This is a genomic window from Acidianus sp. HS-5 (assembly GCF_021655615.1).
Lineage (GTDB): Archaea > Thermoproteota > Thermoprotei_A > Sulfolobales > Sulfolobaceae > Acidianus.
Map to the genome: position 1 here is coordinate 1,889,586 of NZ_AP025245.1, position 22,577 is coordinate 1,912,162.

General features: G+C 33.5%; 28 protein-coding genes and 1 tRNA gene. 15 read left to right on the forward strand and 14 right to left on the reverse strand.

Features of this window, described 5'->3' with window-relative positions; all coding sequences use genetic code 11:
- Nucleotides 1-9: 9 nt before the first annotated feature.
- Nucleotides 10-516: a 30S ribosomal protein S13 gene (locus HS5_RS10165; protein ID WP_236751284.1), complete on the reverse strand. Its 507-nt coding sequence runs from the start codon at nucleotides 514-516 to the stop codon at nucleotides 10-12.
- Between the two features lie 19 nt (nucleotides 517-535).
- Nucleotides 536-1,798: an AIR synthase-related protein gene (locus tag HS5_RS10170; protein WP_236751285.1), complete on the reverse strand. Its 1,263-nt coding sequence runs from the start codon at nucleotides 1,796-1,798 to the stop codon at nucleotides 536-538.
- Nucleotides 1,799-1,832: 34 nt separating this feature from the next.
- Between HS5_RS10170 and HS5_RS10175 the strand changes: the two genes are divergently transcribed.
- Genes HS5_RS10175 through dnaG form a run of 4 tightly spaced genes read left to right on the forward strand, consistent with a single transcriptional unit; the run spans nucleotide 1,833 to nucleotide 4,920 of the window.
- A complete protein-coding gene (locus tag HS5_RS10175) occupies nucleotides 1,833-2,237 on the forward strand; it encodes a secondary thiamine-phosphate synthase enzyme YjbQ (RefSeq protein ID WP_236751286.1) in 405 nt (134 codons plus the stop codon).
- A gap of 42 nt (nucleotides 2,238-2,279) precedes the next feature.
- Complete coding sequence (locus HS5_RS10180; protein ID WP_236751287.1) at nucleotides 2,280-2,606, forward strand: hypothetical protein; 327 nt, start codon at nucleotides 2,280-2,282, stop codon at nucleotides 2,604-2,606.
- Nucleotides 2,607-2,650: 44 nt separating this feature from the next.
- Nucleotides 2,651-3,718 carry a tyrosine--tRNA ligase gene (locus HS5_RS10185; RefSeq protein WP_236751288.1) on the forward strand — a complete coding sequence of 356 codons (1,068 nt, stop codon included), beginning with the start codon at nucleotides 2,651-2,653 and terminating at the stop codon, nucleotides 3,716-3,718.
- Between the two features lie 5 nt (nucleotides 3,719-3,723).
- The gene (dnaG, locus tag HS5_RS10190; RefSeq protein ID WP_236751289.1) at nucleotides 3,724-4,920 is read left to right on the forward strand and encodes a DNA primase DnaG; all 1,197 of its coding nucleotides are present in this window, start codon (nucleotides 3,724-3,726) and stop codon (nucleotides 4,918-4,920) included.
- On the opposite strand, the gene HS5_RS10195 is transcribed toward dnaG, so the two are convergent.
- Both HS5_RS10195 and rimI read right to left on the reverse strand, forming a co-directional pair.
- A complete protein-coding gene (locus HS5_RS10195) occupies nucleotides 4,910-7,252 on the reverse strand; it encodes a DNA polymerase II (RefSeq protein WP_236751290.1) in 2,343 nt (780 codons plus the stop codon). The two genes, dnaG and HS5_RS10195, sit on opposite strands and share 11 nt — an antisense overlap.
- 31 nt (nucleotides 7,253-7,283) lie before the next feature.
- Nucleotides 7,284-7,742 (reverse strand): ribosomal protein S18-alanine N-acetyltransferase, encoded by a 459-nt coding sequence (rimI, locus tag HS5_RS10200; protein WP_236751291.1) that lies wholly within the window; start codon nucleotides 7,740-7,742, stop codon nucleotides 7,284-7,286.
- A 24-nt stretch (nucleotides 7,743-7,766) separates the two neighbouring features.
- On the opposite strand from rimI, the gene HS5_RS10205 reads away from it, so the two are divergent.
- Nucleotides 7,767-8,783: an mRNA surveillance protein pelota gene (locus tag HS5_RS10205; protein ID WP_236753539.1), complete on the forward strand. Its 1,017-nt coding sequence runs from the start codon at nucleotides 7,767-7,769 to the stop codon at nucleotides 8,781-8,783.
- Here the strand turns inward: HS5_RS10205 and HS5_RS10210 are convergent.
- The 3 genes from HS5_RS10210 to HS5_RS10220 are packed head-to-tail and all read right to left on the reverse strand — an operon-like array spanning nucleotide 8,754 to nucleotide 10,927.
- A complete protein-coding gene (locus HS5_RS10210; RefSeq protein ID WP_236751292.1) occupies nucleotides 8,754-9,776 on the reverse strand; it encodes a radical SAM protein in 1,023 nt (340 codons plus the stop codon). The two genes, HS5_RS10205 and HS5_RS10210, sit on opposite strands and share 30 nt — an antisense overlap.
- The gene (locus HS5_RS10215; RefSeq protein WP_236751293.1) at nucleotides 9,742-10,278 is read right to left on the reverse strand and encodes a DUF1122 family protein; all 537 of its coding nucleotides are present in this window, start codon (nucleotides 10,276-10,278) and stop codon (nucleotides 9,742-9,744) included. Before HS5_RS10215 ends, HS5_RS10210 begins: the two co-directional genes overlap by 35 nt.
- Complete coding sequence (locus tag HS5_RS10220) at nucleotides 10,265-10,927, reverse strand: nucleotidyltransferase domain-containing protein (protein WP_236751294.1); 663 nt, start codon at nucleotides 10,925-10,927, stop codon at nucleotides 10,265-10,267. The genes HS5_RS10215 and HS5_RS10220 overlap by 14 nt, the downstream gene beginning before the upstream one ends.
- A 35-nt stretch (nucleotides 10,928-10,962) precedes the next feature.
- Between HS5_RS10220 and HS5_RS10225 the strand changes: the two genes are divergently transcribed.
- The gene (locus tag HS5_RS10225) at nucleotides 10,963-12,036 is read left to right on the forward strand and encodes a site-2 protease family protein (RefSeq protein ID WP_236751295.1); all 1,074 of its coding nucleotides are present in this window, start codon (nucleotides 10,963-10,965) and stop codon (nucleotides 12,034-12,036) included.
- Here HS5_RS10225 and lysS read toward each other — a convergent pair.
- The 3 genes from lysS to HS5_RS10240 are packed head-to-tail and all read right to left on the reverse strand — an operon-like array spanning nucleotide 12,033 to nucleotide 14,282.
- Complete coding sequence (lysS, locus tag HS5_RS10230) at nucleotides 12,033-13,517, reverse strand: lysine--tRNA ligase (RefSeq protein WP_236751296.1); 1,485 nt, start codon at nucleotides 13,515-13,517, stop codon at nucleotides 12,033-12,035. The genes HS5_RS10225 and lysS overlap by 4 nt on opposite strands.
- Before the next feature lie 45 nt (nucleotides 13,518-13,562).
- Nucleotides 13,563-13,970: a hypothetical protein gene (locus HS5_RS10235; RefSeq protein ID WP_236751297.1), complete on the reverse strand. Its 408-nt coding sequence runs from the start codon at nucleotides 13,968-13,970 to the stop codon at nucleotides 13,563-13,565.
- Between the two features lie 27 nt (nucleotides 13,971-13,997).
- Entirely contained in the window at nucleotides 13,998-14,282 is a 285-nt protein-coding gene (locus tag HS5_RS10240; RefSeq protein WP_236751298.1) for a DUF131 domain-containing protein, read from the reverse strand.
- A 41-nt stretch (nucleotides 14,283-14,323) separates the two neighbouring features.
- Between HS5_RS10240 and HS5_RS10245 the strand changes: the two genes are divergently transcribed.
- Nucleotides 14,324-15,220 (forward strand): translation elongation factor, encoded by an 897-nt coding sequence (locus HS5_RS10245; protein WP_236751299.1) that lies wholly within the window; start codon nucleotides 14,324-14,326, stop codon nucleotides 15,218-15,220.
- Here the strand turns inward: HS5_RS10245 and HS5_RS10250 are convergent.
- Nucleotides 15,218-15,290: transfer RNA gene (locus HS5_RS10250), tRNA-Gln, on the reverse strand. The two genes, HS5_RS10245 and HS5_RS10250, sit on opposite strands and share 3 nt — an antisense overlap.
- Nucleotides 15,291-15,437: 147 nt before the next feature.
- Here HS5_RS10250 and HS5_RS10255 point away from each other — a divergent pair.
- A complete protein-coding gene (locus HS5_RS10255; protein WP_236751300.1) occupies nucleotides 15,438-16,352 on the forward strand; it encodes a transcription initiation factor IIB in 915 nt (304 codons plus the stop codon).
- Nucleotides 16,353-16,381: 29 nt separating this feature from the next.
- Here the strand turns inward: HS5_RS10255 and yciH are convergent, their stop codons facing one another.
- Entirely contained in the window at nucleotides 16,382-16,684 is a 303-nt protein-coding gene (yciH, locus tag HS5_RS10260) for a stress response translation initiation inhibitor YciH (RefSeq protein WP_236751301.1), read from the reverse strand.
- 85 nt (nucleotides 16,685-16,769) lie between these two features.
- Here yciH and HS5_RS10265 point away from each other — a divergent pair, with 85 nt between their 5' ends.
- On the forward strand, nucleotides 16,770-16,916 hold the full coding sequence (locus HS5_RS10265) for a DNA-directed RNA polymerase subunit P (RefSeq protein WP_236751302.1): 147 nt from the start codon (nucleotides 16,770-16,772) through the stop codon (nucleotides 16,914-16,916).
- Here the strand turns inward: HS5_RS10265 and speB are convergent.
- The gene (speB, locus tag HS5_RS10270) at nucleotides 16,903-17,787 is read right to left on the reverse strand and encodes an agmatinase (RefSeq protein WP_236751303.1); all 885 of its coding nucleotides are present in this window, start codon (nucleotides 17,785-17,787) and stop codon (nucleotides 16,903-16,905) included. The genes HS5_RS10265 and speB overlap by 14 nt on opposite strands.
- A gap of 52 nt (nucleotides 17,788-17,839) precedes the next feature.
- Here speB and HS5_RS10275 point away from each other — a divergent pair, with 52 nt between their 5' ends.
- From HS5_RS10275 to HS5_RS10300, 6 genes are read left to right on the forward strand one after another with little or no spacing between them, the layout of a single operon-like run.
- On the forward strand, nucleotides 17,840-19,546 hold the full coding sequence (locus HS5_RS10275; RefSeq protein WP_236751304.1) for a glycine--tRNA ligase: 1,707 nt from the start codon (nucleotides 17,840-17,842) through the stop codon (nucleotides 19,544-19,546).
- Nucleotides 19,539-19,889, forward strand: coding sequence for a hypothetical protein (locus tag HS5_RS10280; protein ID WP_236751305.1), 351 nt, complete (start codon nucleotides 19,539-19,541; stop codon nucleotides 19,887-19,889). The genes HS5_RS10275 and HS5_RS10280 overlap by 8 nt, the downstream gene beginning before the upstream one ends.
- On the forward strand, nucleotides 19,889-20,293 hold the full coding sequence (locus HS5_RS10285) for a hypothetical protein (protein ID WP_236751306.1): 405 nt from the start codon (nucleotides 19,889-19,891) through the stop codon (nucleotides 20,291-20,293). The genes HS5_RS10280 and HS5_RS10285 overlap by 1 nt, the downstream gene beginning before the upstream one ends.
- 7 nt (nucleotides 20,294-20,300) lie before the next feature.
- Nucleotides 20,301-20,936: a DUF47 family protein gene (locus HS5_RS10290; protein WP_236751307.1), complete on the forward strand. Its 636-nt coding sequence runs from the start codon at nucleotides 20,301-20,303 to the stop codon at nucleotides 20,934-20,936.
- Nucleotides 20,936-21,487 carry a tRNA-intron lyase gene (endA, locus tag HS5_RS10295; RefSeq protein ID WP_236753540.1) on the forward strand — a complete coding sequence of 184 codons (552 nt, stop codon included), beginning with the start codon at nucleotides 20,936-20,938 and terminating at the stop codon, nucleotides 21,485-21,487. The genes HS5_RS10290 and endA overlap by 1 nt, the downstream gene beginning before the upstream one ends.
- Before the next feature lie 37 nt (nucleotides 21,488-21,524).
- Nucleotides 21,525-21,923, forward strand: coding sequence for a hypothetical protein (locus HS5_RS10300; protein WP_236751308.1), 399 nt, complete (start codon nucleotides 21,525-21,527; stop codon nucleotides 21,921-21,923).
- Here HS5_RS10300 and HS5_RS10305 read toward each other — a convergent pair.
- Nucleotides 21,916-22,518 (reverse strand): UbiX family flavin prenyltransferase, encoded by a 603-nt coding sequence (locus tag HS5_RS10305; protein ID WP_236753543.1) that lies wholly within the window; start codon nucleotides 22,516-22,518, stop codon nucleotides 21,916-21,918. The two genes, HS5_RS10300 and HS5_RS10305, sit on opposite strands and share 8 nt — an antisense overlap.
- Between the last annotated feature and the right edge of the window lie 59 nt (nucleotides 22,519-22,577).

Genomic DNA, 22,577 nt, shown 5'->3' on the forward strand with positions numbered 1-22,577 from the left:
TAATTCACCTCATTTCTTAGTTTGAGAAGCTGGAGCTTGTGCAGTGCTGCCTCCGCCTGCAGTAGGAGTAGCCTTTGCTCTCTTTACACCTATAGTTGTTCCGGTTCTTCCGGTAGTTCTTGTCCTTTGTCCTCTGACCTTAAGTCCCAGTGCATGCCTAACTCCTCTCCAGCTTTTAACTTTCTTTTCTCTCTCTATATCATTCCTGGCATAGAAAATAAGTTCGGATGTAACTAAATGTAAATCTAATCCTGAATCGAAATCTTTCCTCCTATTAAGTATCCATGAAGGTAGTCCTTTTATTGTCTTATCTGATAAGGCTTCCTCAATTTTCTTTAACTCTGAATCTGAAAGCTCTCCAAGTCTCCTATCTTTATCTATTGCTAATTGTCTTAGTATAGCTCTTGCTGTATTATAACCTATGCCCTTTACCATAGCTAAAGCATAAGGGACTTTCATAGTACCGTCTACATCTTGACCAAAGAGCCTAACTATGTACTTAAATGACTCTGACATATAATATCGACTGGATGTTCTATGCAAAATGGCTTTTTAAATTTTTCAATACGTTTTCCTTTCTTATCTTCGAAAACTTTACTGCGTTGGATAAGGATCCCTTAATATCATCTATTGTATAAGGAGAATAATTACCAATAACTTTCTTAACTGGAGTATAAGGACTTTCTCTAAATCTTGCTTCCAATTTCTTGCCATCTACTGTTAGTATCGGATAATCTTTATAACTGCTCACGTAACCTACCACATCAGCCTTAATTTTGCTTCTAGCTAGCAAATCTAAAACTTTATCCTCTTCATTAGTAAATATTAAGATTGAATCAATAGAAATTCCGAAAGGATCTATTTGTAATTCATCAAACATTTTTAATACTCTAGGATTTATAAGATGCAAGAACTTCTCAGGGTCTATTACAAATGACAACTTTCTGCTCTCGGAAATCTCTATAGCATCCATTCGCAATCCACCGTTTGTTACATCAGTCATCGATTCTGATAAGTTAGGATTATCTGAAATAACTTTACAAGCTAATAACTCGTCTAAACGTAACGTTTCTTCCACTACTTCTGGAAATCCGTAATATATTGCTGTAGCAGTAATAGTCCCGCCTCCGTTTCCTTGTGTCATTATTATTTTCATTCCTTCCCTAACGTTATGTCTAGCGAAAAACTTAGACTTAAGCTTGCCAATTGCACCTACTCCACCGCTTATTCTTTCTCCCAAAACTAAATCTCCGCCTATCCTTAGCGTACTACCTGCCAAGACTATAATTCCTAAAAAATCAGTTACTGTAGTAACTCCTGCCTCAAAATCCAGAAGATAAGAAACATCAGTGTCGTCTGCCAAGTGAATATCTACTATAACTCCTATTGGTTCTGCACCTTTAACCATTATATCTCTTAATGTAGCCTTAGTAACATGAAAGCCTGCTAAAAATGGAAAATAAGATAGTCTAGAATGAATTCCGTCTATTGATGCTATTATATTGTCAGAAAGTCCTGCATCCTCGAATTCACCTTTGCCAGCTATTTCCAGAATTTTTTCATGAATTATATGATCTCCGATTCCTCTAGAACCTAAACCCGCATCTCCTGCTCTTATTCCAGACAACGTAGGCTCATAAATTGAAGATTTCTTGGAGTTTTCTACTTCGATTATTATACTATCTGCAATTTTTTCATTGATATCTCTTTTACCTTTATAAAATTCTAGCCATTTTATAATTTCCTTTCTTGCTTCGTTCTTAGGTAACCTTCTAGCTATTCCCTCTAGATCAACCATGATTGCTTATATTTACTGGATACTTAAAATTCATATGAAGATTTTCGAGAATGAATTTAAAGTGAAAACAAATGAAAGGTTTGAGAGTATCGATATAACTGAAAATGTTGAAAATATTGCAAAAAGTATAGAGAGCGGAATTGCTTACGTTTTCGTTAAGCATACTACATGTGCAATAATAGTCAATGAAGCAGAAAAAGGATTAATGACTGATTATCTAGAATGGGCAAAGAAACTTGTTCCTCCAGAAGGAAAATTTAATCATAACTTAATTGATAATAACGGGCACGCACATATAATTTCTTCGATAATAGGAAATTCCAGAGCAGTACCAGTTAAAGGAAGTAAACTGGATTTAGGAACATGGCAAAGAATAATATTGTTAGAATTTGACGGCCCTAGAGTTAGGACTGTTAGTGTAAAAGTTATGGGAGAATAGTGATTTTTTTACCACTATTCGCAATTTATATTCTGATCAAATTTGCCTCCGTTAAATGGACCTAGTATATACAAGTTAGCTTTGTGTGAAGATAAGAAATGCGTGGAAGAAGTAGTAGATGAGTACTTGAAATCTTTATTAAAACCTCAATCTGCTAATGAAAAGTTTAAACTACTTCAAGAGAACGAAGATGAAGAAGATGAAATTGATGAGAAAATCGTTGCAAATTCCTATCTTTTTACTGAAATTCTAATAAAGAGAATACTAAACGCAGACTTAGATATAGATTATATTTTCGAGGATTTAAAATCCAAATTAGGTAATTCTCATCCTGTAGTAATCTTTTTGAAAGAGCTCATAGAAGAATAGTACTTTTTATTCACTTCTTTCCTTTTAGATTTGGGGATGATTATTTGGAAGATAAGCTCTCACTAATAACTAGAAATGTAGAAGAAATTGTAACATTAGATGATATCAAAAAGAAACTAGAAAATAATGAGAAATTAACCGGTTATCTAGGTTTCGAACCAAGTGGGCTATTCCACGTAGGATGGCTAATATGGGCACAAAAAGTGAAGGACTTAAGTAATGCAGGAGTAAAAATGACACTTTTAATGGCAACTTGGCACGCGTGGATAAATGATAAACTAAACGGAGACATGGAGCTCATTAAGTTAGCAGGAAAATATGCAATTGACGTTCTTTCTGCTTACGGCTTGGATATAAGCAAAATTAACGTAGTGGACGCTGAGGATATGGTAAAGGACAAGGCATATTGGGAATTAGTACTTAGAGTTGCTAAAAATACCACATTAGCTAGAATGAAAAGAGCGTTAACCATAATGGGTAGGAAATCTGATGAAGCTGAACTGGATACGTCAAAGTTATTTTACCCAGCAATGCAAGTGAGCGACATATTTTACCTAGATGTTGACATAGCATTAGGAGGTACTGATCAAAGAAAAGCTCACATGCTAGCTAGAGAAATAGCAGAGAAATTCCATAGAAAAAAAGTGATAGCGATTCATACTCCACTTCTTGTAGGATTGAAAGGCGGACAAAGGATGGGTAATGCTGAAGAAGATGATCTGCTTTCCGAAATAAAAATGAGCAAATCAAAACCTGAGAATGCCATATTTATAAACGATTCACCAGAAGAAGTTACGGCGAAAATAATGCGTGCTTATTGCCCTAGTAAAGTAGTAGAATTTAATCCTATATTACAAATAGATAGGTATATTATATTTGCAAATATAGATAAATTAAAAATTGAAAGAGATGTAAAGTACGGAGGTGACATAGAGTTTAATAGTTATGAAGATCTAGAGAAGGCATTCGCTGAAGGTAAATTACACCCAATGGACTTAAAAATGGCTACTGCAAGAAAGTTAAATGAGATACTAGAACCAATAAGGAAAAAGTTAAACACTCCGGAATATGAAGAATTAGTATCAAAGATTTCAAAAAACGTTTCAAGGTGAAGCTCATGAAATATGTAATCAAACTATATTTTGAAACTGAAGGAATAGTTGATAAACCAGACGTAATAGGAGCAATATTTGGACAAACTGAAAATTTATTTGGGGAAGAATTTGATCTAAGAGAATTGCAAGATAAGGGAAGACTAGGAAGGATAGTAGTTGAAATGGAGGCTAAGGGAGGAAAGACAAAAGGAACTATTGAAATACCGTCAAATCTGGATAGAATAGAAACAGCATTAATAGCATCAATGGTCGAGAGTGTAGAAAAAATAGGGCCTTATGGTGCAAAATTTGAGCTTAGGGAAATACAAGATATTAGAGCTGAAAAATTAAAGAAAATTATTGATAGAGCCAAGGAAATATTAACAAATTGGAGCAAAGAGAAGACTCTTGACATTAAAGAAGTTCTTAATGAAATCAGTAGTGCAGTTAAAACTGGAGAAATTACAGAATTCGGACCGGATAGATTACCTGCAGGACCGGACGTTCTTACTGATCCCAATTTAATAATTGTAGAAGGAAGAGCTGATATAATCAATTTACTAAGATATGGTTATAGAAATACTGTAGCAGTTGAGGGTGCAAGTGGTAAGATACCTCAAAGCGTAATAGATCTAAGCAAACAGAAGAATACCGTAATAGCGTTTTTAGATGGAGATCATGGTGGAGACCTAATACTTAAGGAATTGATTAGCGCTAACGTCAAATTAGATTATATAGCTAGAGCTCCTCAAGGTAGAGAAGTTGAAGAGCTTACTGGAAAAGAGATAGCAAAAGCACTATCTAATATGGTTCCTCTATCGCAATACTTAAAGAAGCAACAAGAAGTTCCTCAAATTATAGTTAAAACACCAGAAGAGACAGTAACAGTTGTACAGCCCCCTAAAGAGGTAGAAATTTCCATTCCGCCTTCAGCATTAGAAGAAATAAAGAAGCTGCCGGGTACACTAGAGGGAATAATGTTCGATGATAACTGGAACCAAGTAGAAAAAGTTCAAGTAAGAGATATAATACCTAAATTAGAGGCAATGAGCGAAAGTAAAGTTGCTTATATAGTATTTGATGGTGTAATAACGCAAAGATTACTAGAACTTGCTGCATCAAAAAATGTTAAACTGTTAGTAGGCGTTAGGATAGGGGGCATAAATAAGAGTTTAGATAATGTTAAAATACTCACGATGTCTGATGTTCTTACTTCTTAAAGAAGTTCAAGATATCAAAGCTAGTATTTTTTAACGTACTTTCCTTTACTCCAAACTGCTCGAGAATTCTCATAGTAGAAGGTATAATTTGCTTATCTATATAATAGTCAATATCAATTCTATTAATATCATTAATCATAAAGTATGGCTCTGCTCTTTCAGACAGCTTTCCGTTCCCTTTTACTATAACATAGCCTATTTTACTGCCCTTAAATATTATATAACCGGCCTTCATAGCTTTCTTAGCTGCATTCACATGTGGAGCGTCTACCTCATACTCTTCAAGGCTTTTGTCTAAAGATTTCCAAATCACTAGGTCTTGTATAGGCACTTCTTTTCTCCTTATTCTCATAATTACATCTCTTACGAGTTTCACTGCCTCATCTACTCCAGACGTTAATATTTTCTCTATAACTCTCCTCTGTAAATCTTTTGCAAGATCACACCAATCACCTCTTACAGCCTCAAAACCTACAATATCTATTTTTTCATCTTCTGTAATTCCAGCATAACGCTTCTTATTCTCTGTAAAGAATATCTTCTTATACACTTTATCTATTTTTATTTCTAACCCAAATTTATTCATAATTTCTGTAACTAATAAATCAACATTTCCAGAACCTTTTACAAATACCGAGTCAGTATCACCATAAATTACTCTGAATCCGCGTTCTTCTACTAGCTTAGCCACTGAAGATATAGTTTCTCTACCCCATGCAGTTACAGCTTCTGCACCTTCTTTACTGTACCATCTTGCTCCTAACCATCCCATATAACCATAAAATGCGTTAGCCATTACTTTTAATGCCCTCTGTCTCTCATCCAATCTCCTTCTCTCATATTCATCCTTTTCCTCCTTCATTCTTGATTTTACAGCTTTTCTTTCCTCCACTAATTTCTGTAAGATCATTTTATAAAATCCGTCAGGAGATTTCCTAAATTTGTGCCCAACTTCTGGAGCAACCCAACAGTCCTCGCAGTCACCTTTAACTAATGTATCTGGACCAATGTTGTATTTTATCATTATTGAGGGATACATTGATGAAAAATCAAGCACATAAACATGTTCATGTATTCCTGGCGCTGGAGAAATCACTAATCCTCCTTTATAGCTTTCGTATTCTCTTTCAACTCTATTTGGTATTGTTTCATTAAATTTGTAAGCCTCCCTCATTAGAAGCCATTCTACTCTATAACCTACGCTTGCCATAGAAAGTTGATCTAACGGTAATCCAGTAATCATTGTTAATTGTTCTCCAAAAGTTAAGAATACATCCTTGAGTAAATACGTGGATCTTACATCATCAATATTATATTTTAAAAGAGTGTCCCTTTTCGATTGATCAGACCAGTATTCTGGGATTTGATACCATTCAAGATTGACTCTTTCAGACTTCTTTACTATCCCTAAATAATCTGCGATATTATCTAAACTCTTTACTTTCACTTCTGCAACACTGCTAGCAAACCCTAGCAGGTCAACGTTCAATCTTCCTACTACTGAATAATGTCCATAGGTTCCTTGTGAAGGCTCTGAATTTACTTTTCTGCCTATATCAAGCTTTACTCCTCTACTGTTAACTCTCTCAAGCAAATATGGCCAATCGAAACCATTAGAGTTATATCCTAATATTATATCCGGATCGTAATCTAAAACAAACTTTGCGAATTCCCTAATAATTTCTAAATCATCGTCCTTCATAACAAATTGTTTACTGCCTTCATTAGTCCATACGCCGATTATTATTACTGGGTCTCTCCTTGGATTTGGAGAACCATATTTGTTATACACTTCTATATCAAAGGCCATTATCCTTAACTCTGGCGGTTTATCTTCATAAATTTGAATAATTTTTTTCAATTCGTAGACTTTTTTAACCCTGAGCTTAGGATCCTGAGTCTCTTCTACTTCAGCTTTAAACCAATTAAATGGTTTTAAGTCATGATCTATGGAATATCTCATGTAAAATCTTATATCAGCCTCTACTACTTCTTTTACTCCTCTTATCTTACCTACCTTATCTCTATATGTTCTTACATATGCCGGAATTACTGTTTCAATTCGTAAAACTTTTATTGGATTTCCATAATATTTCCTCTCCATTAATTTTACATCAGTTATAGGCGATTGAGATAAACCCAATTTTTTTATATCTTCTGCAACTCTATTGGCATCTACAGAATCTTCCAAGATTGCATAAAAGTAAGGTCTAAAATTCTTTTCAAGGATAACTACTCTGTTACCCTCCTTATCAATAGCCCATATATAAATTACCGGTTTGCCTTCTTCTACATCATATGAAAAGTCTAAAATGTAAAAACATCCTATCATATATTCTTTATAAATTTTCAAAGATTAATAATTACTCCAACCCTTTTCTGGAATATAAATCCTTAACCATTATGAATGCGTGCTTTCCTCTACCGTAATAATTTTTTCTTACAAGTAATGGGAAATACCCATTATGAATGTAAAAGGAAAAAGCATCTTTGTTAGTCATCATAACTTCTAAATAGGAATATGTACAATGGCCTATTTTAAATCTCCGTTCTAGCTCATTAATTAGGAGTTTTCCTATTCCTTTATTTCTACAGTTTTTTCTGACTGCTATAGAAACTATATGCCCTCTTATTTTGAATTGAATAATCCCTATTATGTATCCTAGAACTTTACCGTTTTCTTTAGCAACTAAATATAATCCATCAGCTATGTATAAGTATGCCTTTAACAATGAATAAGGGTAAGGATTATCAAAGCTTTCTACTTCTATCTCATAAATTTGCGGCAAGTCTTCTTCGGTCACATCAGTTATAATTACCACAAAATGATTAAATTAGAGTGGATAATGAAAGTATTGGAATTTGATGAGAAAAAAGGTACTATGAAAGTCCATGTAGAGGATGAAGACGATCTATGGACCCTGCACATGATTTTAAATAAAGGGGATAGAGTAGTAGCAAGAACTTTCAGAGACGTAAGTATGGGTAACGAGGGAAGAAGAGTTTCAATGATTATAGAGTTACAAGTAGAATATACGGAATTTCAAGCTTTTACTACAAGGTTAAGAATACATGGGATAATTCTAGACGCACCAGAAAAGTATAGCATAAAGGGTGCACATCATACGGTAAATCTGGATATAGGAGATGAAATAATAATTGTGAAAGATAAGTGGAATAAAAGTGTCTTGGACAGAATTTACAAACAAGCTGAAAAGAAAAACAGAGTTTTAATAGCTTTAGTAGACTTTGATGAATATTTAATAGCTATGCCGATGATTCAAGGTATAAAAATACTTGTGGAAAAGAGTCTATCAACCCCTACGAAGGAGGAGGGAATAATAGAAGATAATGCAAAAGAAGTAGTAAATGAAATTCAGAGTTATCTAAATATATATAATAATATAGATGCAATTTTAATAGCTGGACCTGGTCCGTTTAAGGAGATTGTGAGAAAATACTTAAATACGAAAGTAAAGGTTTACATGGATTCCGTTTCTTCCGCAACAGAGTCTGGATTAAATGAAGTATTAAAAAGGGATATAATAGATCAAATTATGAGAGATTACGAAATTTCGCAATCGGAAAAAGATCTTGACAGAGCTTTAATGTTACTAAATAAAGATTCCAGTCTTATAGCTTACGGAATTGAAGAGACTAAAAAAGCTTCAGATTATAGTGCAGTTGACTCTCTACTAGTTATAGAAGATTTGGTGACTGAGAATGAAGAAGTACAGAATATAATGGAAGAAGTAGAGAAAACTGGAGGAAAAGTTCACATAATACCTAAAGACTCTCCAATTTATTTCCAAGTAAAAAATTTTGCAGGGATCTTAGCTATTCTTAGATTTAGAATAGATTAATTTCTCAGAAACTCTTAAACCATAAGGAAGTTCTTCTACAATTTTAACTTCATCAGGATTATATTTTGATATTATTTCATCTATAAAATCAGGAGAAACGTAAAAACCCGTATCAGTGCGTTCACCGTATTCGGATAAATCTGCATTTACTTTAACTATTGCTTTTATTATAGTGCCTTCTCCGCTATATTTTTCATATGGCTTAGAATAATATCTTATAGTTCTAAGGAATCTAGTTCTAGTTTCCACAACGTCCTTATACACAGAACTACAATAGTGCAAGTTAACATTAGAATTTACGTTAGCTTCAAGAATTTTTAATGCAGTGTCAAAACTTCCTTTACCCCCTGCTAGTCCATGAGAAATTGTTATACCCTTTGAATTTATATTATAAAAATTCCTTTCTGTTATTTCTAACTCGTTTACATTGATAAATTTAACTTTATGCTCTATGGCCCACTTTACTAAAAAATTAAGGTATTCCTCATCTCCAGGAATTGAAGGAACCTCCAATCCTACATCAAAAGAGAAGTTTAACGCTTTTTCTACAGCCTTAAGATATTCCTTTCTTACCGGATGAAAACGTATTTCGTCTAATCCTGCTCTTTGGAGAGCAAACAATACGTCACCGTTTACATATCTCCCAGAAGTATAAAGATGAACGTGAAAATCCTCTCCAAACTCGGTCTTTAGTATTTCTATTAATTTTACTACTTTATCTAAATGTAAGACTGGATCTCCGCCTGTAATTCCTGCACCTAAGGCATTCATCTTGTACGCTTCATATATAAAATCTTGAAAGCTCTCAGCTTTCTTCTCATTAGCGTACATAACGTCTTTGCCAAATCTCTCTTCACTTACAGGGCAATAATAACATGAATCTCCACATTCTCCTGAAATAAATATAACTAATTTACTACCCAATCTGCAATATTTACAACCTAACGGTAAATCTCTATTATATAGTGAAATCTCTGGATTTCCTTTTAGCATTTATCCATTCTTTAACTTTCTCGCTTTTAACATCTTCTAATAATTCCTCTAATTCCTTAATTGCGGTATTCTCGTCTAATGGTTTGTTAGCTTGAATCTTAGGACTTCCTTCATTACCTCCTTCTGGAAAATACCATATCTTAAACCAAGTAAACCCTGCTTTGAGTAAAGAGAAACCTAAAGGTGTATCTGCTGCAGAATATCCTTTCATTATCATTTCTAAGGTTTCTTTGTCCTTATCATATGTTACAAATAATCTACCTTTTTTAGATAGAAAATTATATATCACTTTAAAAAATTCTTCTTCTAATCCCAGTTCTCTGATCCATGGGTAATAATCTATTTCTAACCAGTCCGGATAATAACCTCTCCCTGAAAAGTAATTGCAATTACCTAAAAGCCTATCACCTAAATATAACTTAAAGTAAGAAAGCTCTTTTATGTGCGTCTGTTTTACATCTACTACTTTTAATTCTAGATTTCCTATTTTACCCGAAATCATATAAAGCCCTTCTAAAGAATTTATTACTTCTATTTAATTCTCTTATTGCTTCCTCTAAATTTTCGTTACCACTCAGCTCATATTTCAAAAAGACTCCCGTTCTGCCTTTATCTTCTCTCTTCATTAATAGTTTTTCCCTTTCAATAATAGTTGATATGGAAATTTTAAGTAATCTTGCTGCATAATCTTCATTTCCCTTGAGTGAAATCTCATCATGTCCGTTCTTATTGGGTATAATCAACTTTAACTCCTTATTTATGCCAGGCTTTCTAATGCACTTTATTATATCGTCTAAACTAACTAATCCACCGAAATAATAAAATTCTTCTTCGTCTTTTTTGAGCTTAGACAACGGAAAAGATATTACTTCAGTTTCTTCAGGATTTAATGAAATATAAGCCTTAGGCGATGATGTTGGCGTAGCTTGTATTATGTATTTATGATCTGCTTCAATCAGATCTAATTCCAAGATATTTGATTCAAAAACTATAATGTCTATGTCGCTGGATTTTTTAACATCTCCTCTAGCTATAGAACCATAAGCGTAACCTTTAATGCTTTTTTTCTGCAAGTATTCAAGTATCTCTCTAGCCCTTTTTCTTTTCTCAATAAACAATCTCCACTGATTTTCGGTGTATTCTATTTGCACAATTGATTTATAGTTCTTATCTAAGTTAAACTCTTATGAATATTTCCCTTTACGTCTTTGCAATAGGCTTTCTTGTGTTTTGGGCACTTATATTATCGCTTAGGAAAAAAATTGAGCCAAAGGGATTTACTGTATATCCTCTATTTTTAATGTGGAAAAAGACTACCAGATCATTATGGTTTCCTAAGTTAGCATTATCTAGACCTTTCAAAACTTACGAGAAAATAGCAATGATTCTTGGTATTATTGCAATGATTGGAGGTATAGCAATGATTTACTACGTAATGCTGAGCTTGATCTTTCATCCACAATCGACAACTGTAAGATTAGAGCCAATCATACCTGGAGTTACAATAAGCTTATCATGCTTACCTTACATTCTTTTAGCTTTAGGTATTTCAGTAACTCTTCACGAGCTATCTCATGCGGTTTCCGCAACATCAAATAAAATAAACGTAAAAAGCGGTGGCTTTATACTCTTAGGAATATTTCCAGGAGCATTCGTGGAGCCTGCAGATGAAGAATTTATGTCTGCTGCTTTGCCTTCTAAAATCAAAATTCTTGCAGCTGGAATAGCGGTAAACCTAATATTAGCTGGAATCTTCTTCCCTCTAGCTACCTACTTACCTGGTTATTTCTCGCAAGGCTTGCTTATAGAGGGAGTAATTCCTCATAGTTCTGCTTATAACGCATCTATACAGGCAGGAGATGTAATATTATCTGTGAATAGTATAAAAACTACTACTTTTAATTCCTTAGCCACAGCATTAAATCAGAGTACTAATTATACTATAATACTAAAAGCTCCAAATGGATCTACCATAATAAAACATGCAGAGGCTGCTAATCACTTCTTAGGAGTATATATAACGTATTACTTCCCTCCATTAGTAAAACCTTTCCTACTTTTCGTTACCTGGATGTTTATAATAAACTTCAGCCTAGCATTGTTTAATGCAGCACCACTAATAATCACAGACGGAGGAAAAATATTTACGGAATTACTTAAAAAAATTAGTTCACAGAATGGAGAAAAAATGTCAATGGCTATTCAAGCATTTCTACTTATGTCGCTAGTTTATGCCATTATGCTATCCATAAGTGCCTAATCTTCCTCAATTAGCTTTGCACTAAGCATTGGGAACGGAATAACTTCCTTAATACTTTGGTTATTTGTAAGCAACATTACTAGTCTGTCTATTCCTATACCTAAACCACCGGTTGGAGGCATGCCATAAGATAACGCTCTTACAAAGTCCTTATCATAAGGATGAGCTTCTTCGTCTCCTCTCTTCATCATTTCTTGTTCTTCTTTAAACAACTTATCTTGTAAGATTGGATCATTAAGTTCAGTATATGCGTTTGCAAGTTCCATTCCGGCTATGTATAATTCAAATCTCTCAACTAGCCCGGACTTAGATCTGTGAGGCTTACATAGTGGTGTAGTCTCTATAGGATAATCTGTTATAAATGTAGGTTGTATTAGATTTGGCGTAACTAATTTATCGAATAGTTTTTCAATCATTAAACCTCTAACGTAAAGGTTACCTCTTGGTAACAAGTTATACTTTTTCATTAACTCCTTCAGTTCATCGTCACTTATCTTTTCAATATCTTTTCCAAGAGCTTCACTTAACGAATCAAACATTGTAATTTTTCTAAATTGTGATAATTCTATTTCGTATTCTTTATCAATCACTTTATACTTAATTTTAGTATCGCCTAAAACCTTGCTTGCAACCGTTCTTAGCATATTTTCTGTAAGTTTCGTAATGTCATTATAATCCGCATAAGCCCAATATAATTCAAGTTCTGTAAATTCTGGATTGTGAGTTACATCTATATCCTCATTTCTGAATACTTTTCCTATTTCGAAAACTTTGTCAAAACCACCAACTATAAATCTCTTTAAATAAAGTTCTAAAGAAATTCTTAAATACCATTCTTCATTAAGATAATTAACCTTAGATTTGAACGGCTTTGCTAATGCTCCGCCATAAACTGGCTGTAGAATTGGCGTTTCAACTTCAATAAATCCTTCTGAATTTAAATAATCCCTTATTTCTTTTATAATCTTAAACCTTACTTCCATGGATTTTCTTGCACTATCGTTGTAAAGAAAATCTACATATCTATGAGCATATCTGAATTCTGTACTCAACTTTGTCCAATCTGGAGGCTCTATTAATGCTTTCGCAAGTAATTCATAGCTCTTAGCAAGTAATGTCAGTTCACCTTTTCCAGTATAGAAAATATCTCCTTTCACTCCTATTATATCTCCTCTCCCAATATAGTTAAAGAACTCTTCATACTTATCACCGAGTTCATTAATTCTTAAATAAAGCTGTAATCTCTCTCCTTCATCAAAAATATCCACAAAAGAAGCTTTACCGTGTCTTCTAATGTTAGCTACTCTGCCAGCAGTCGAAATATCGAACATAAAAGGCTCGTGAGGTTTATCTTGTCTACTAAGTCCTATTTGTCTTATCTGGGATATAGTATGAGTTATTTCATACTTCTGCGGATAGGGATTAATTCCCTTAGCTTTAAGCTCCTCTACAATTTTAACTCTTCTTTCGTCCCATTTCACACAATAACCGAATATTTCTAGTATAAAACATTTTACGATAATAAACTACAGCTTTACTCCAAGTATATCCAGAAATCTCATTGCACAATCTTTTATTTTATCCTCAATTGATTTATCTATCGGAATTTGCTTATTATAAGTAGTATAACCATTTTGACTAATAAACGCAATAACATCTGTTGAATTATAGTAGAATTTCACGTATAGCATATCAGAATAAACTATCGAGATTATACAAGCACAGGACGAGAGCAATTCCTTCATTTTTGAGGAATAATCTTTAGCTATCTTCATCTTCTCTTCGCTTGCATCCTTTTTAACAAAATCTACTCCGTCATATTCTCCCACTGAAACCTCTCCGTCAAGCATTATACTGTCAATTCCGTGCTTCCTAAGCTCTATTATTATAACATCTTTTCCTCCTATTTTCAGCTTTGAAATGCTTTTAGTCATTTTACGTAATTTTAGCTAAAGAAATAATTAAATCTCTGGCTTTTGGCTCCATTTCCTGAACATATAAAAAGTTAAAATAAAGAAGATTACTGCAATTATCGTAAATATTATGCCGAAAATTGTGAGAGGTAATAATTCACTTTTTGGTCCAACACCAAAGAATATAGGAAAAGGTCCTATTAGTATTAATCCCCCTACAGCAGTATTAGAGGAACTTGGCGTAGAGACTGTACTAGATAAGGCTGAAATGAAAAGCAATGCAAAGCCTATAAATATCAAAATCATCCCTACGCCGATGACGGATAATTTCATAATATTATTTATGATACTAAGGTTTATAACGGTGTTGATAATTGTATTACGGCAACATTATAACTGTATTATCTTCAGATAAGGAAAAAGCAGAAAAAATAGCAGATAATTTAGGAAAATTACATGAAAATGAAAAATTAAAGATTTATTATAGAAAAAAGGGAGATTATATAAGATCGGTTCTAGTACCTACAGAGTATCCAGAAAAAATTTTACAAACTGCAGAGTCAGTTAGCCTTTCATCTTATTGCGTATTTTATCTACCTATAGTCCCATCATGGACTGAAGGAGAACTAGCACTTTTAATTGCTTCTGCAGGTTGTAAAGGAGAAATAATAACTGAAATGCAAGAAAGCGACGTAAGAAAATTATTGAAAGGCTTACCACTAGAGGAATTTCCTATACGTCAAATTCCTGAGGAAGTTGAAGGAAAGGAAGAAGATAAAGGAGTAGTTTACATTGATAAAACGTTTGTAGTTAAAGGCGTAGGTGTAGTAGTTACTGGATTTTCTTATATGCAAGTTAAAGTTCACGATAAGTTGAAAGTTATGCCACAGAATAAAGAGGTTGAAATAAAGAGCATCCAGGTTTTAGACGAAGATCAAGAAGCCGTAGATTCTGGAATAAGGATAGGCTTTGCGTTAAGAAATGTTAAGGAGGATGAAATGAAAGAAGCTTTACTTCTTGTCAAGAGTGGAGTAAAAACAGTAAAGAATTTCTCCGGAGAGATCTTTCTGTTCCCTTGGACTAAAATTGAATCAGGAAATTATCATTTAGTTGCGAACGGAGTGTCAGTAATGTCCAACTTAAAGATTAATGGTAGTAGTGTAGATGTTGAACTAAGCAATGAATTGCCATTATCTAAACGTTTTATAATAGTTAATGTTAACGCAAAACAAGGTAAACCAAGGATAGCAGGTTATATTATGCCAAAGTAGCCGGGTAGGGATTCGAACCCTAGTCGACGGGGCCAGAGCCCGCCATCCTTGACCGCTAGACGACCCGGCTAAGATTCAATTTTTTAAAATAATATTAAAAGCTTTTTCCTAGGTCTGAAATTAATAGATTAAAAACATGACGGAAAAACTTATAAATTATATAATCGAAAAATTTAAAAGGGTTTTGGAGAATGGTCGAGCTTAAGGTGACCTGTTTATGAGTGATAAACCTCAAGATAACATTTGTCCTCCGGATAAAATAGTTTTTGATGCAGACAGAGGAGAATACATATGCACAGAAACTGGTGAAGTTATTGAGGAAAGAATTATTGATCAGGGCCCCGAATGGAGGGCATTTACTCCTGAAGAAAAAGAGAAGAGAAGTAGAGTTGGCGGGCCTCTAAATCAAACTATTCATGATAGAGGATTATCTACACTTATAGATTGGAAGGATAAGGATGCAATAGGAAGAAATTTAGATCCTAAGAGAAGGTTAGAAGTGTTAAGATGGAGAAAGTGGCAGATAAGAGCTAGAATTCAATCATCTATTGATAGAAATCTTGCGCAAGCAATGAACGAGTTGGAAAGAATAGGCAACTTACTGGGATTACCTAAATCAGTTAAAGATGAGGCTGCACTCATATATAGAAAAGCTGTAGAAAAAGGATTGGTAAGAGGTAGATCTATAGAAAGCGTAGTAGCAGCGTCCATTTACGCATCATGTAGGAGAATTAAGATAGCTAGGACATTAGATGAAATTGCACAGTACACTAAAGCAAATAGGAAAGAAGTTGCCAGATGTTACCGGTTATTATTAAGAGAGCTTAATGTTGAAGTCCCAGTATCAGATCCTAAGGATTATGTAACTAGGATAGGATCCTTATTGAGTCTTAGTGGCGCTACAATGAAGCTAGCTGCAGAGATACTAGAAAAAGCTAAGAATGCAGGTTTAACAGCAGGAAAAGATCCTGCGGGTTTAGCTGCTGCTGCGATATATATTGCAGCATTAATGAATGATGAAAGGAGAACTCAAAAAGAGATAGCTCAAGTAGCGGGAGTTACAGAAGTAACTGTAAGGAATAGATATAAGGAGCTTATACAAGAATTAAAAATAGAGATACAAAATCAATAACTTTTAATAATCTTGAAATTTTTCTTTTTTTACTCTATTACCATTATATTTTCTGCTGGAAATCCTAACCTTACTAGAATATCTTTTACTTTTTCTCTGTGATCTCCTTGTATTTCAATTCTGCCATTTTTTACTGTACCCCCAGCTGCTAACTTTGACTTAAGTTCTGAAGCTATCTTTTTCAAGTCCGCATCATCGCTGCTTATCCCTTCTATTACTGTAACTTCTTTCCCATAACGTCTTTTCTCCAACTTTATTTTTATAAACTGTTCCTCTTTATTTAATTGCTCACATATATCTGGTGGAAGTCCTCCACACAAATTGTCTGCCATGTTTCTAATTAAGAATTATAAAAACTCCTTTTTGAGCTTTTCTATTCACATTAAATTTAAAACTTCTTGAAGATAAGGATTTGCTATGGACAAATATAGATGTGGTAGGTGTTGGAAGACTTTCGATGATGATAAATTAAAAGTTTTACCAGGCGTTAGGTGTCCTTACTGCGGATATAACATTATTTATATGATAAGAAAACCTACAGTTAAAGTAATTAAGGCAATTTAGATTTTATTATTGCTGCAGTTTCCATTATAATTTTTGATGCTAATACTGACGTGATTCCAGAAGGATCAAAAGGAGGAGATACTTCTACTACATCAAATCCAACTATCCTTTTATCTGCTATTAATTTTACTATGTCCAAGACTGTAGTAGGCTTTAATCCTTCAGGTTCCGGTGTTGCTACTCCAGGAGCATAAGACGGATCTATTGAATCCATATCATAAGTTATGTATATCCTTTCACATTCGTTGGTAAAATTGATAATTTTTCTTGCAACTTCTTTATGTCCCAATAATTCTACATCCCAAGAAGTAATGAATGGAATACCTATTTGTCTTGCGTAATCTAGTTCTTCTTTACTAACTGCTCTATTGCCTATTTCCATAATCTTTACTCCTTTCTCACTTAATCTTCTCATTACACACGCATGATCGTATTTATAGCCCATGTAATCCTCTCTAAGGTCTAAGTGAGCATCAAAACTTATTACACAGTCAGCCTTTGCTCCGCTAGCTGTACCAACTGTTACAGTATGCTCTCCTCCGATGGAAACTACTATTTTACCTTTTTCCGAGAAATAGCTTACAACGTCCGATATTCTCCTAACGTTTTCCTCTACGTCAGAAGGATGTAAAACTACATCTCCTACATCGTTAAAACCTACTTCACCCATATCAATTCCAGATCTTAATGAATAGAACTCTATGTATTGAGCGGCTTCTCTTATTGCTGAAGGTGCAAAACGACTTCCAGGCCGATAACTGCTTGTTATGTCCATAGGAACTCCGAGTATTACGAAAGTAGAATTTTCTTTATTAAATCCTGCAAATTTTCTACTTACCTCGTTCATGTAAAGTAATCTTGCATCGCTCATGGATATAACGGTTGTAATGAGGTTTATAAGCTTAATACAATAATTGGGTTATGTGAGCGAGGAAAAAGTTATAGAGCTTGCAAAAAGGAGAGGAATTTTTTGGCCATCATATGAAATTTACGGTGGAGTAGGAGGATTATACGATATAGGACCCGTAGGAACTAGAATAAAGAATAAAATAGTACAGTTGTGGAGGAAAACATTCGTAGAAGACAACAGTGAATTTGTAGTAGAAATTGAAACGCCTATGATAACTCCAAAAAAAGTTTTTGAAGCTAGCGGTCATTTAGAGAATTTTACAGATCCAATAGTTGAGTGCAATAAATGTCATAGAGTATTTAGAGCTGACCACTTAGTAGAAGAAGTTTTGAAAATAAATGCAGAAGGATTAAAAGCCGAAGAGCTTACTAACTTGATAAGAGAAAAGGACATAAAATGTCCAGTTTGCGGTGGAGATTTAGGGGATGTTAGATATTTCAACTTGCTCTTTTCAACTAACATTGGACCTTATACTGGTGGCACTGGATTTTTAAGACCGGAAACTGCCCAAGGAATGTTTACGTCATTCAAAAGAGTTTACGAAACAACAAGAGAAAGATTACCTTTAGGAATAGCTCAAGTTGGTAGGGTTGCAAGAAACGAGATTTCACCAAGGCAAGGATTAATAAGGATGAGGGAATTCACTATAATGGAAATAGAATTTTTCATGGATCCTGAAGATATAAGTAGCGTGCCTTTAGAAAGATTTTCTGAGGACAAGGTTAACGTTTTACCTGCAGAAGCTAAAATAAAAGGAGAAAAGCCATCAACTTTTAAGGTAAAGGAGCTAGTAGATGAGAAAGTGGTCATAAATCCTTGGATGGTATATTGGATGGCTACTGCCAATAAATTTGTAAATAAACTAGGCGTTCCATTAGAAAGAATATATTTCGAGGAAAAACTTCCCTCAGAAAGAGCTCACTACTCAAGCCAAACTTTTGATCAAATGGTTATAATAGGAGAGGATAAAGTAGAAATTTCTGGTCACGCCTATAGAGGAGACTATGATCTTTCAAGGCATTCTAAATTTAGTGGACAGGATCTATCTGTATTTAAAAAATATGAAAAGCCAAAAATAATTAAGAGAAAAATAGCGATTATAAATAAAGATAAACTAAACAAGGAAAACAAGGACTTCATTAAAGAATTTATGAAAAGAATATCTCCATTGAAACCTGAAGAAATAGAAAAGATTATTAATGAGAAAATTGACGGAAAGGAAATTAAGGATTATGTTATTATAACAGAAAGAGAGGAGAAGGAGTCCGGAAAAAGATTTATACCGCACGTAGTCGAACCTTCATTTGGAGTAGAGAGATGTCTTTATATATCAGTTTTAAACGCATATAAAGAGAAAAAGGATAGAATAATCCTATCGTTACCTAGAGAAATAGCTCCTTATGAGGTAGCTGTATTTCCCCTTCTTGAAAGGGAGGAACTAATTAAAAAATCAAGAGAAATTTACAATAAAATTAAAGGAAAATTTGATGTAGTATTTGATGATAGTGGCAGTATAGGAAAAAGGTATGCAAGAGCGGACGAGATAGGAATACCTTATGCTATAACAATAGATCCACAAACACTGCAAGATAATACTGTGACTATAAGAGATAGAGATACGTGGGACCAAATTAGAGTAAAAGAAGAGGAACTAATTAATACTTTGGAGAAGTTATTTAGTGGTGAAGAAATAATACCACAGGGATCGGGCAATGAGTGAGGATAACTCTCAAAATGAGAAAAAAGTTGATATAAAATCCTTAGTTAATATAATCCCTCCAGCTTCTGCACTTAAAAATAGAGAAAAGGAACCTCCAAAAGAAAAGAGAGTTAAAGCTAAAAAGAAGCCTGAAGTCGATGAAGGAACCATAATAATATCAAACAAATTAGTTTCGCAAATGAAGATTAAAAATGAAGTTGAAATTTCAGTAAAAGGAAAAAGATTAAGGTTAAAGGTTATCTCTCAAGATGGATTGCAAGATATAGAAGTATGGTTAAATCCTTCAGACACGCTTAAACTCGGTTTAGAAGATAATAGTACGGTTACATTGAGGGTAGTGTAATGAACGATAGTGATGCTCAAGTTAATATTACGTTAACTCACTTCGAGACACTAATAGAGGATCATTCAACATACTTGAGCGAACTAGAGAATATGAGTGTAATCCCACAGATAGACGTTGATAGAATTATGAGAATCTTAAAAAGAATGAGAAAGATAAGGAGAGATTTGGAAATTGGAATTAATACTATCCTTAGTAATTTAGATAATGTTGGAAATTCTAGGATAAAAGAAGAAGCTTTAGGAATAATAAGCTATTTGAACATTGTAGGATTTAAAGATGAAAAGGAAATTCTACAAAAGCTATCTGTTCAAGCTAAGGAAATAGGATATGATATAAATATAAATGATGATATAAAACAAATTGATAATATACTTTCTAAAATTTCTAAAATAAGCCTATAGTGAAACTATGAGTATAGCTAACATGACATTAGAGGAAAAACTACAGCAAATAACTGTAAAACTTATTGATGAAAGTAGAACTCTTTATGAATTTCTTACAGTAGGAAATAATATTAACCCAATGCAGATTTATACAAAAATAAATGGGATAAAGGATAGTATAGAAAATGAAAAATATCTTACTGGGGAATATATAATAAAGGTAAGAGAAGGGTTAGACTATGTAGACCTTTATATAGATATACTGAATAATTTAGAGAAAATCGCACAAAATGTTGATGCAGCAACTTACAGATTAAGTGTTCTCTTGACAAGAAGTAGTAAAATTGATAACGTGATGCATGGTTTAATAGTAGTAATGTGTGAAAAAATACTTGCTTCTCTAACCCATCTGATTGAATCAATTAAAACTCTGTCCTCTAACGCTAAAAAATCTATAGAGTCCGCTAGGAATATATTAAAATTAGAGGAAGACGTTGATGACTTATATAGAAATGTTGAATTAAAATTATTTGAAAGGCCTCATGAGGATCTAGTTTATGTGATGCTTATGAAAGATATTGCAGATAGATTAGAAGATAGCGAGGATCTAATTAGAGACTCAGCTAATTCTATAACATATATTGCATTTAGTAGAACATGATGAGTATAAAGGGATACATATTCGGCGATAAGATAGTAATATTTGATATAAATAATAGTAAGAAAATATACTCTTCAGGTTTTTACGGAAAACCTTTAGGAATAAATAAACCAAAGAAGGCAGAGGATATAAAAACACCATTAGAGCTTTCTATAATAGAAGGATTATATTTACTAAAGAAAGGAGAAATGGTAGTAATGCACGGAGATAATAAACTAGATGAAAAAGACTTGTATAAAATAGGAAAAGAGAACATAGCTAGATTTGAAAGTTTATTTGCAGTGTATTCTGACTTAAGGAATAAAGGATTTGTAGTTAGATCTGGAATAAAATTTGGTGCCGATTTCGCTGTATATACTCTAGGACCAGGATTAGAACATGCACCCTATGTAGTTATAGTTTTAGACGCAAACTCAATACTTCTTGCAAATGAACTAATGAGTTTTGGAAGGGTATCTCATAGTACTAGAAAGAAACTCATTTTAGCAATTGTTAATATGCCTCCACCAAAAAATATAAGATACGTAATGTTTAAATGGGTGAAATTATAGAATAATATTGCATAACATGAAAAATGGGGGTTTTTGATTGAGAAACTATTCTGGAAGAAGCTTTAATAAAGAAAGAGGACAGATATCTCAAAATGAACCAAAACCTCTACCTCTGGGAGAAAAATGTAATTACTTATGCCCTTATTTTAGATGCAATAAAAGGGCATTAATGATACAAACTAAGTATGCAAAAGGAAGTCCATATAAAGTAGGTTTCTGCAGATGGGTAGGAGACACTTGTATCACTGGTGAATGCCAATATGCATATTGTGAGAAGAGAGCATTATTACCGGGTAACAAGTGCGCTTTCGCAGTAAACAAAAAGAATGACGGAAACGATATGGAGAAAGAGCTAAAGCAGTCGGACGAATACGAAGATAAGGTTAAGGACATAATATCTAAGAAACTTGGTAAGAAGGATCTTGATCTTATTTAGACCATCTTTTATACAACTCGTTCCTTATTCCTAATAAGTCAAGGGCTTTTCCTACAATAAAATCTATTAAATCTTGAATTGTTTTAGGTTTAATATAAAAACCTGGAGAGGCTGGCATTATAATTCCACCGGCTCTAGATACTTTTAACGCGTTATATAATTCAATTTGGCCTAATGGAGTTTCTCTAATTACTAAAACAAGCTTTTGCCTACTTCTTAAATAATTTATTGCAGATCTTGTAAGCAAATTAGATGAGAAACCGTGAGCTATATAAGCCAACGTGTTTATACTACAAGGAATTATAACCATACCTTTTGTAATTGTTGTAAAACTGGAACTAGAAGTTGGCGCATCTATCTCATCTTCCATGAAGATATTAGAGGTAAATTTCTTAACTTCGTTTACAATATCTATTTCGTTCTCCTTTTCTGCGACTTTTATTGCAGCATTAGATATTATTACATACTCCTCATATCCATAATTTTTTAGTACTTCTACTGTCCTTAGGCCATAAATTATTCCGCTAGCTCCACTTATTCCTATTACTACCTTCTTCCTATTTGCTCCTGTTTTCTTAACCATTGCCTCATCCATGCTGTATAACATGAGTTACTACAGAATACTAAAGGTTTATTGTTACAACAAGTCTTAAC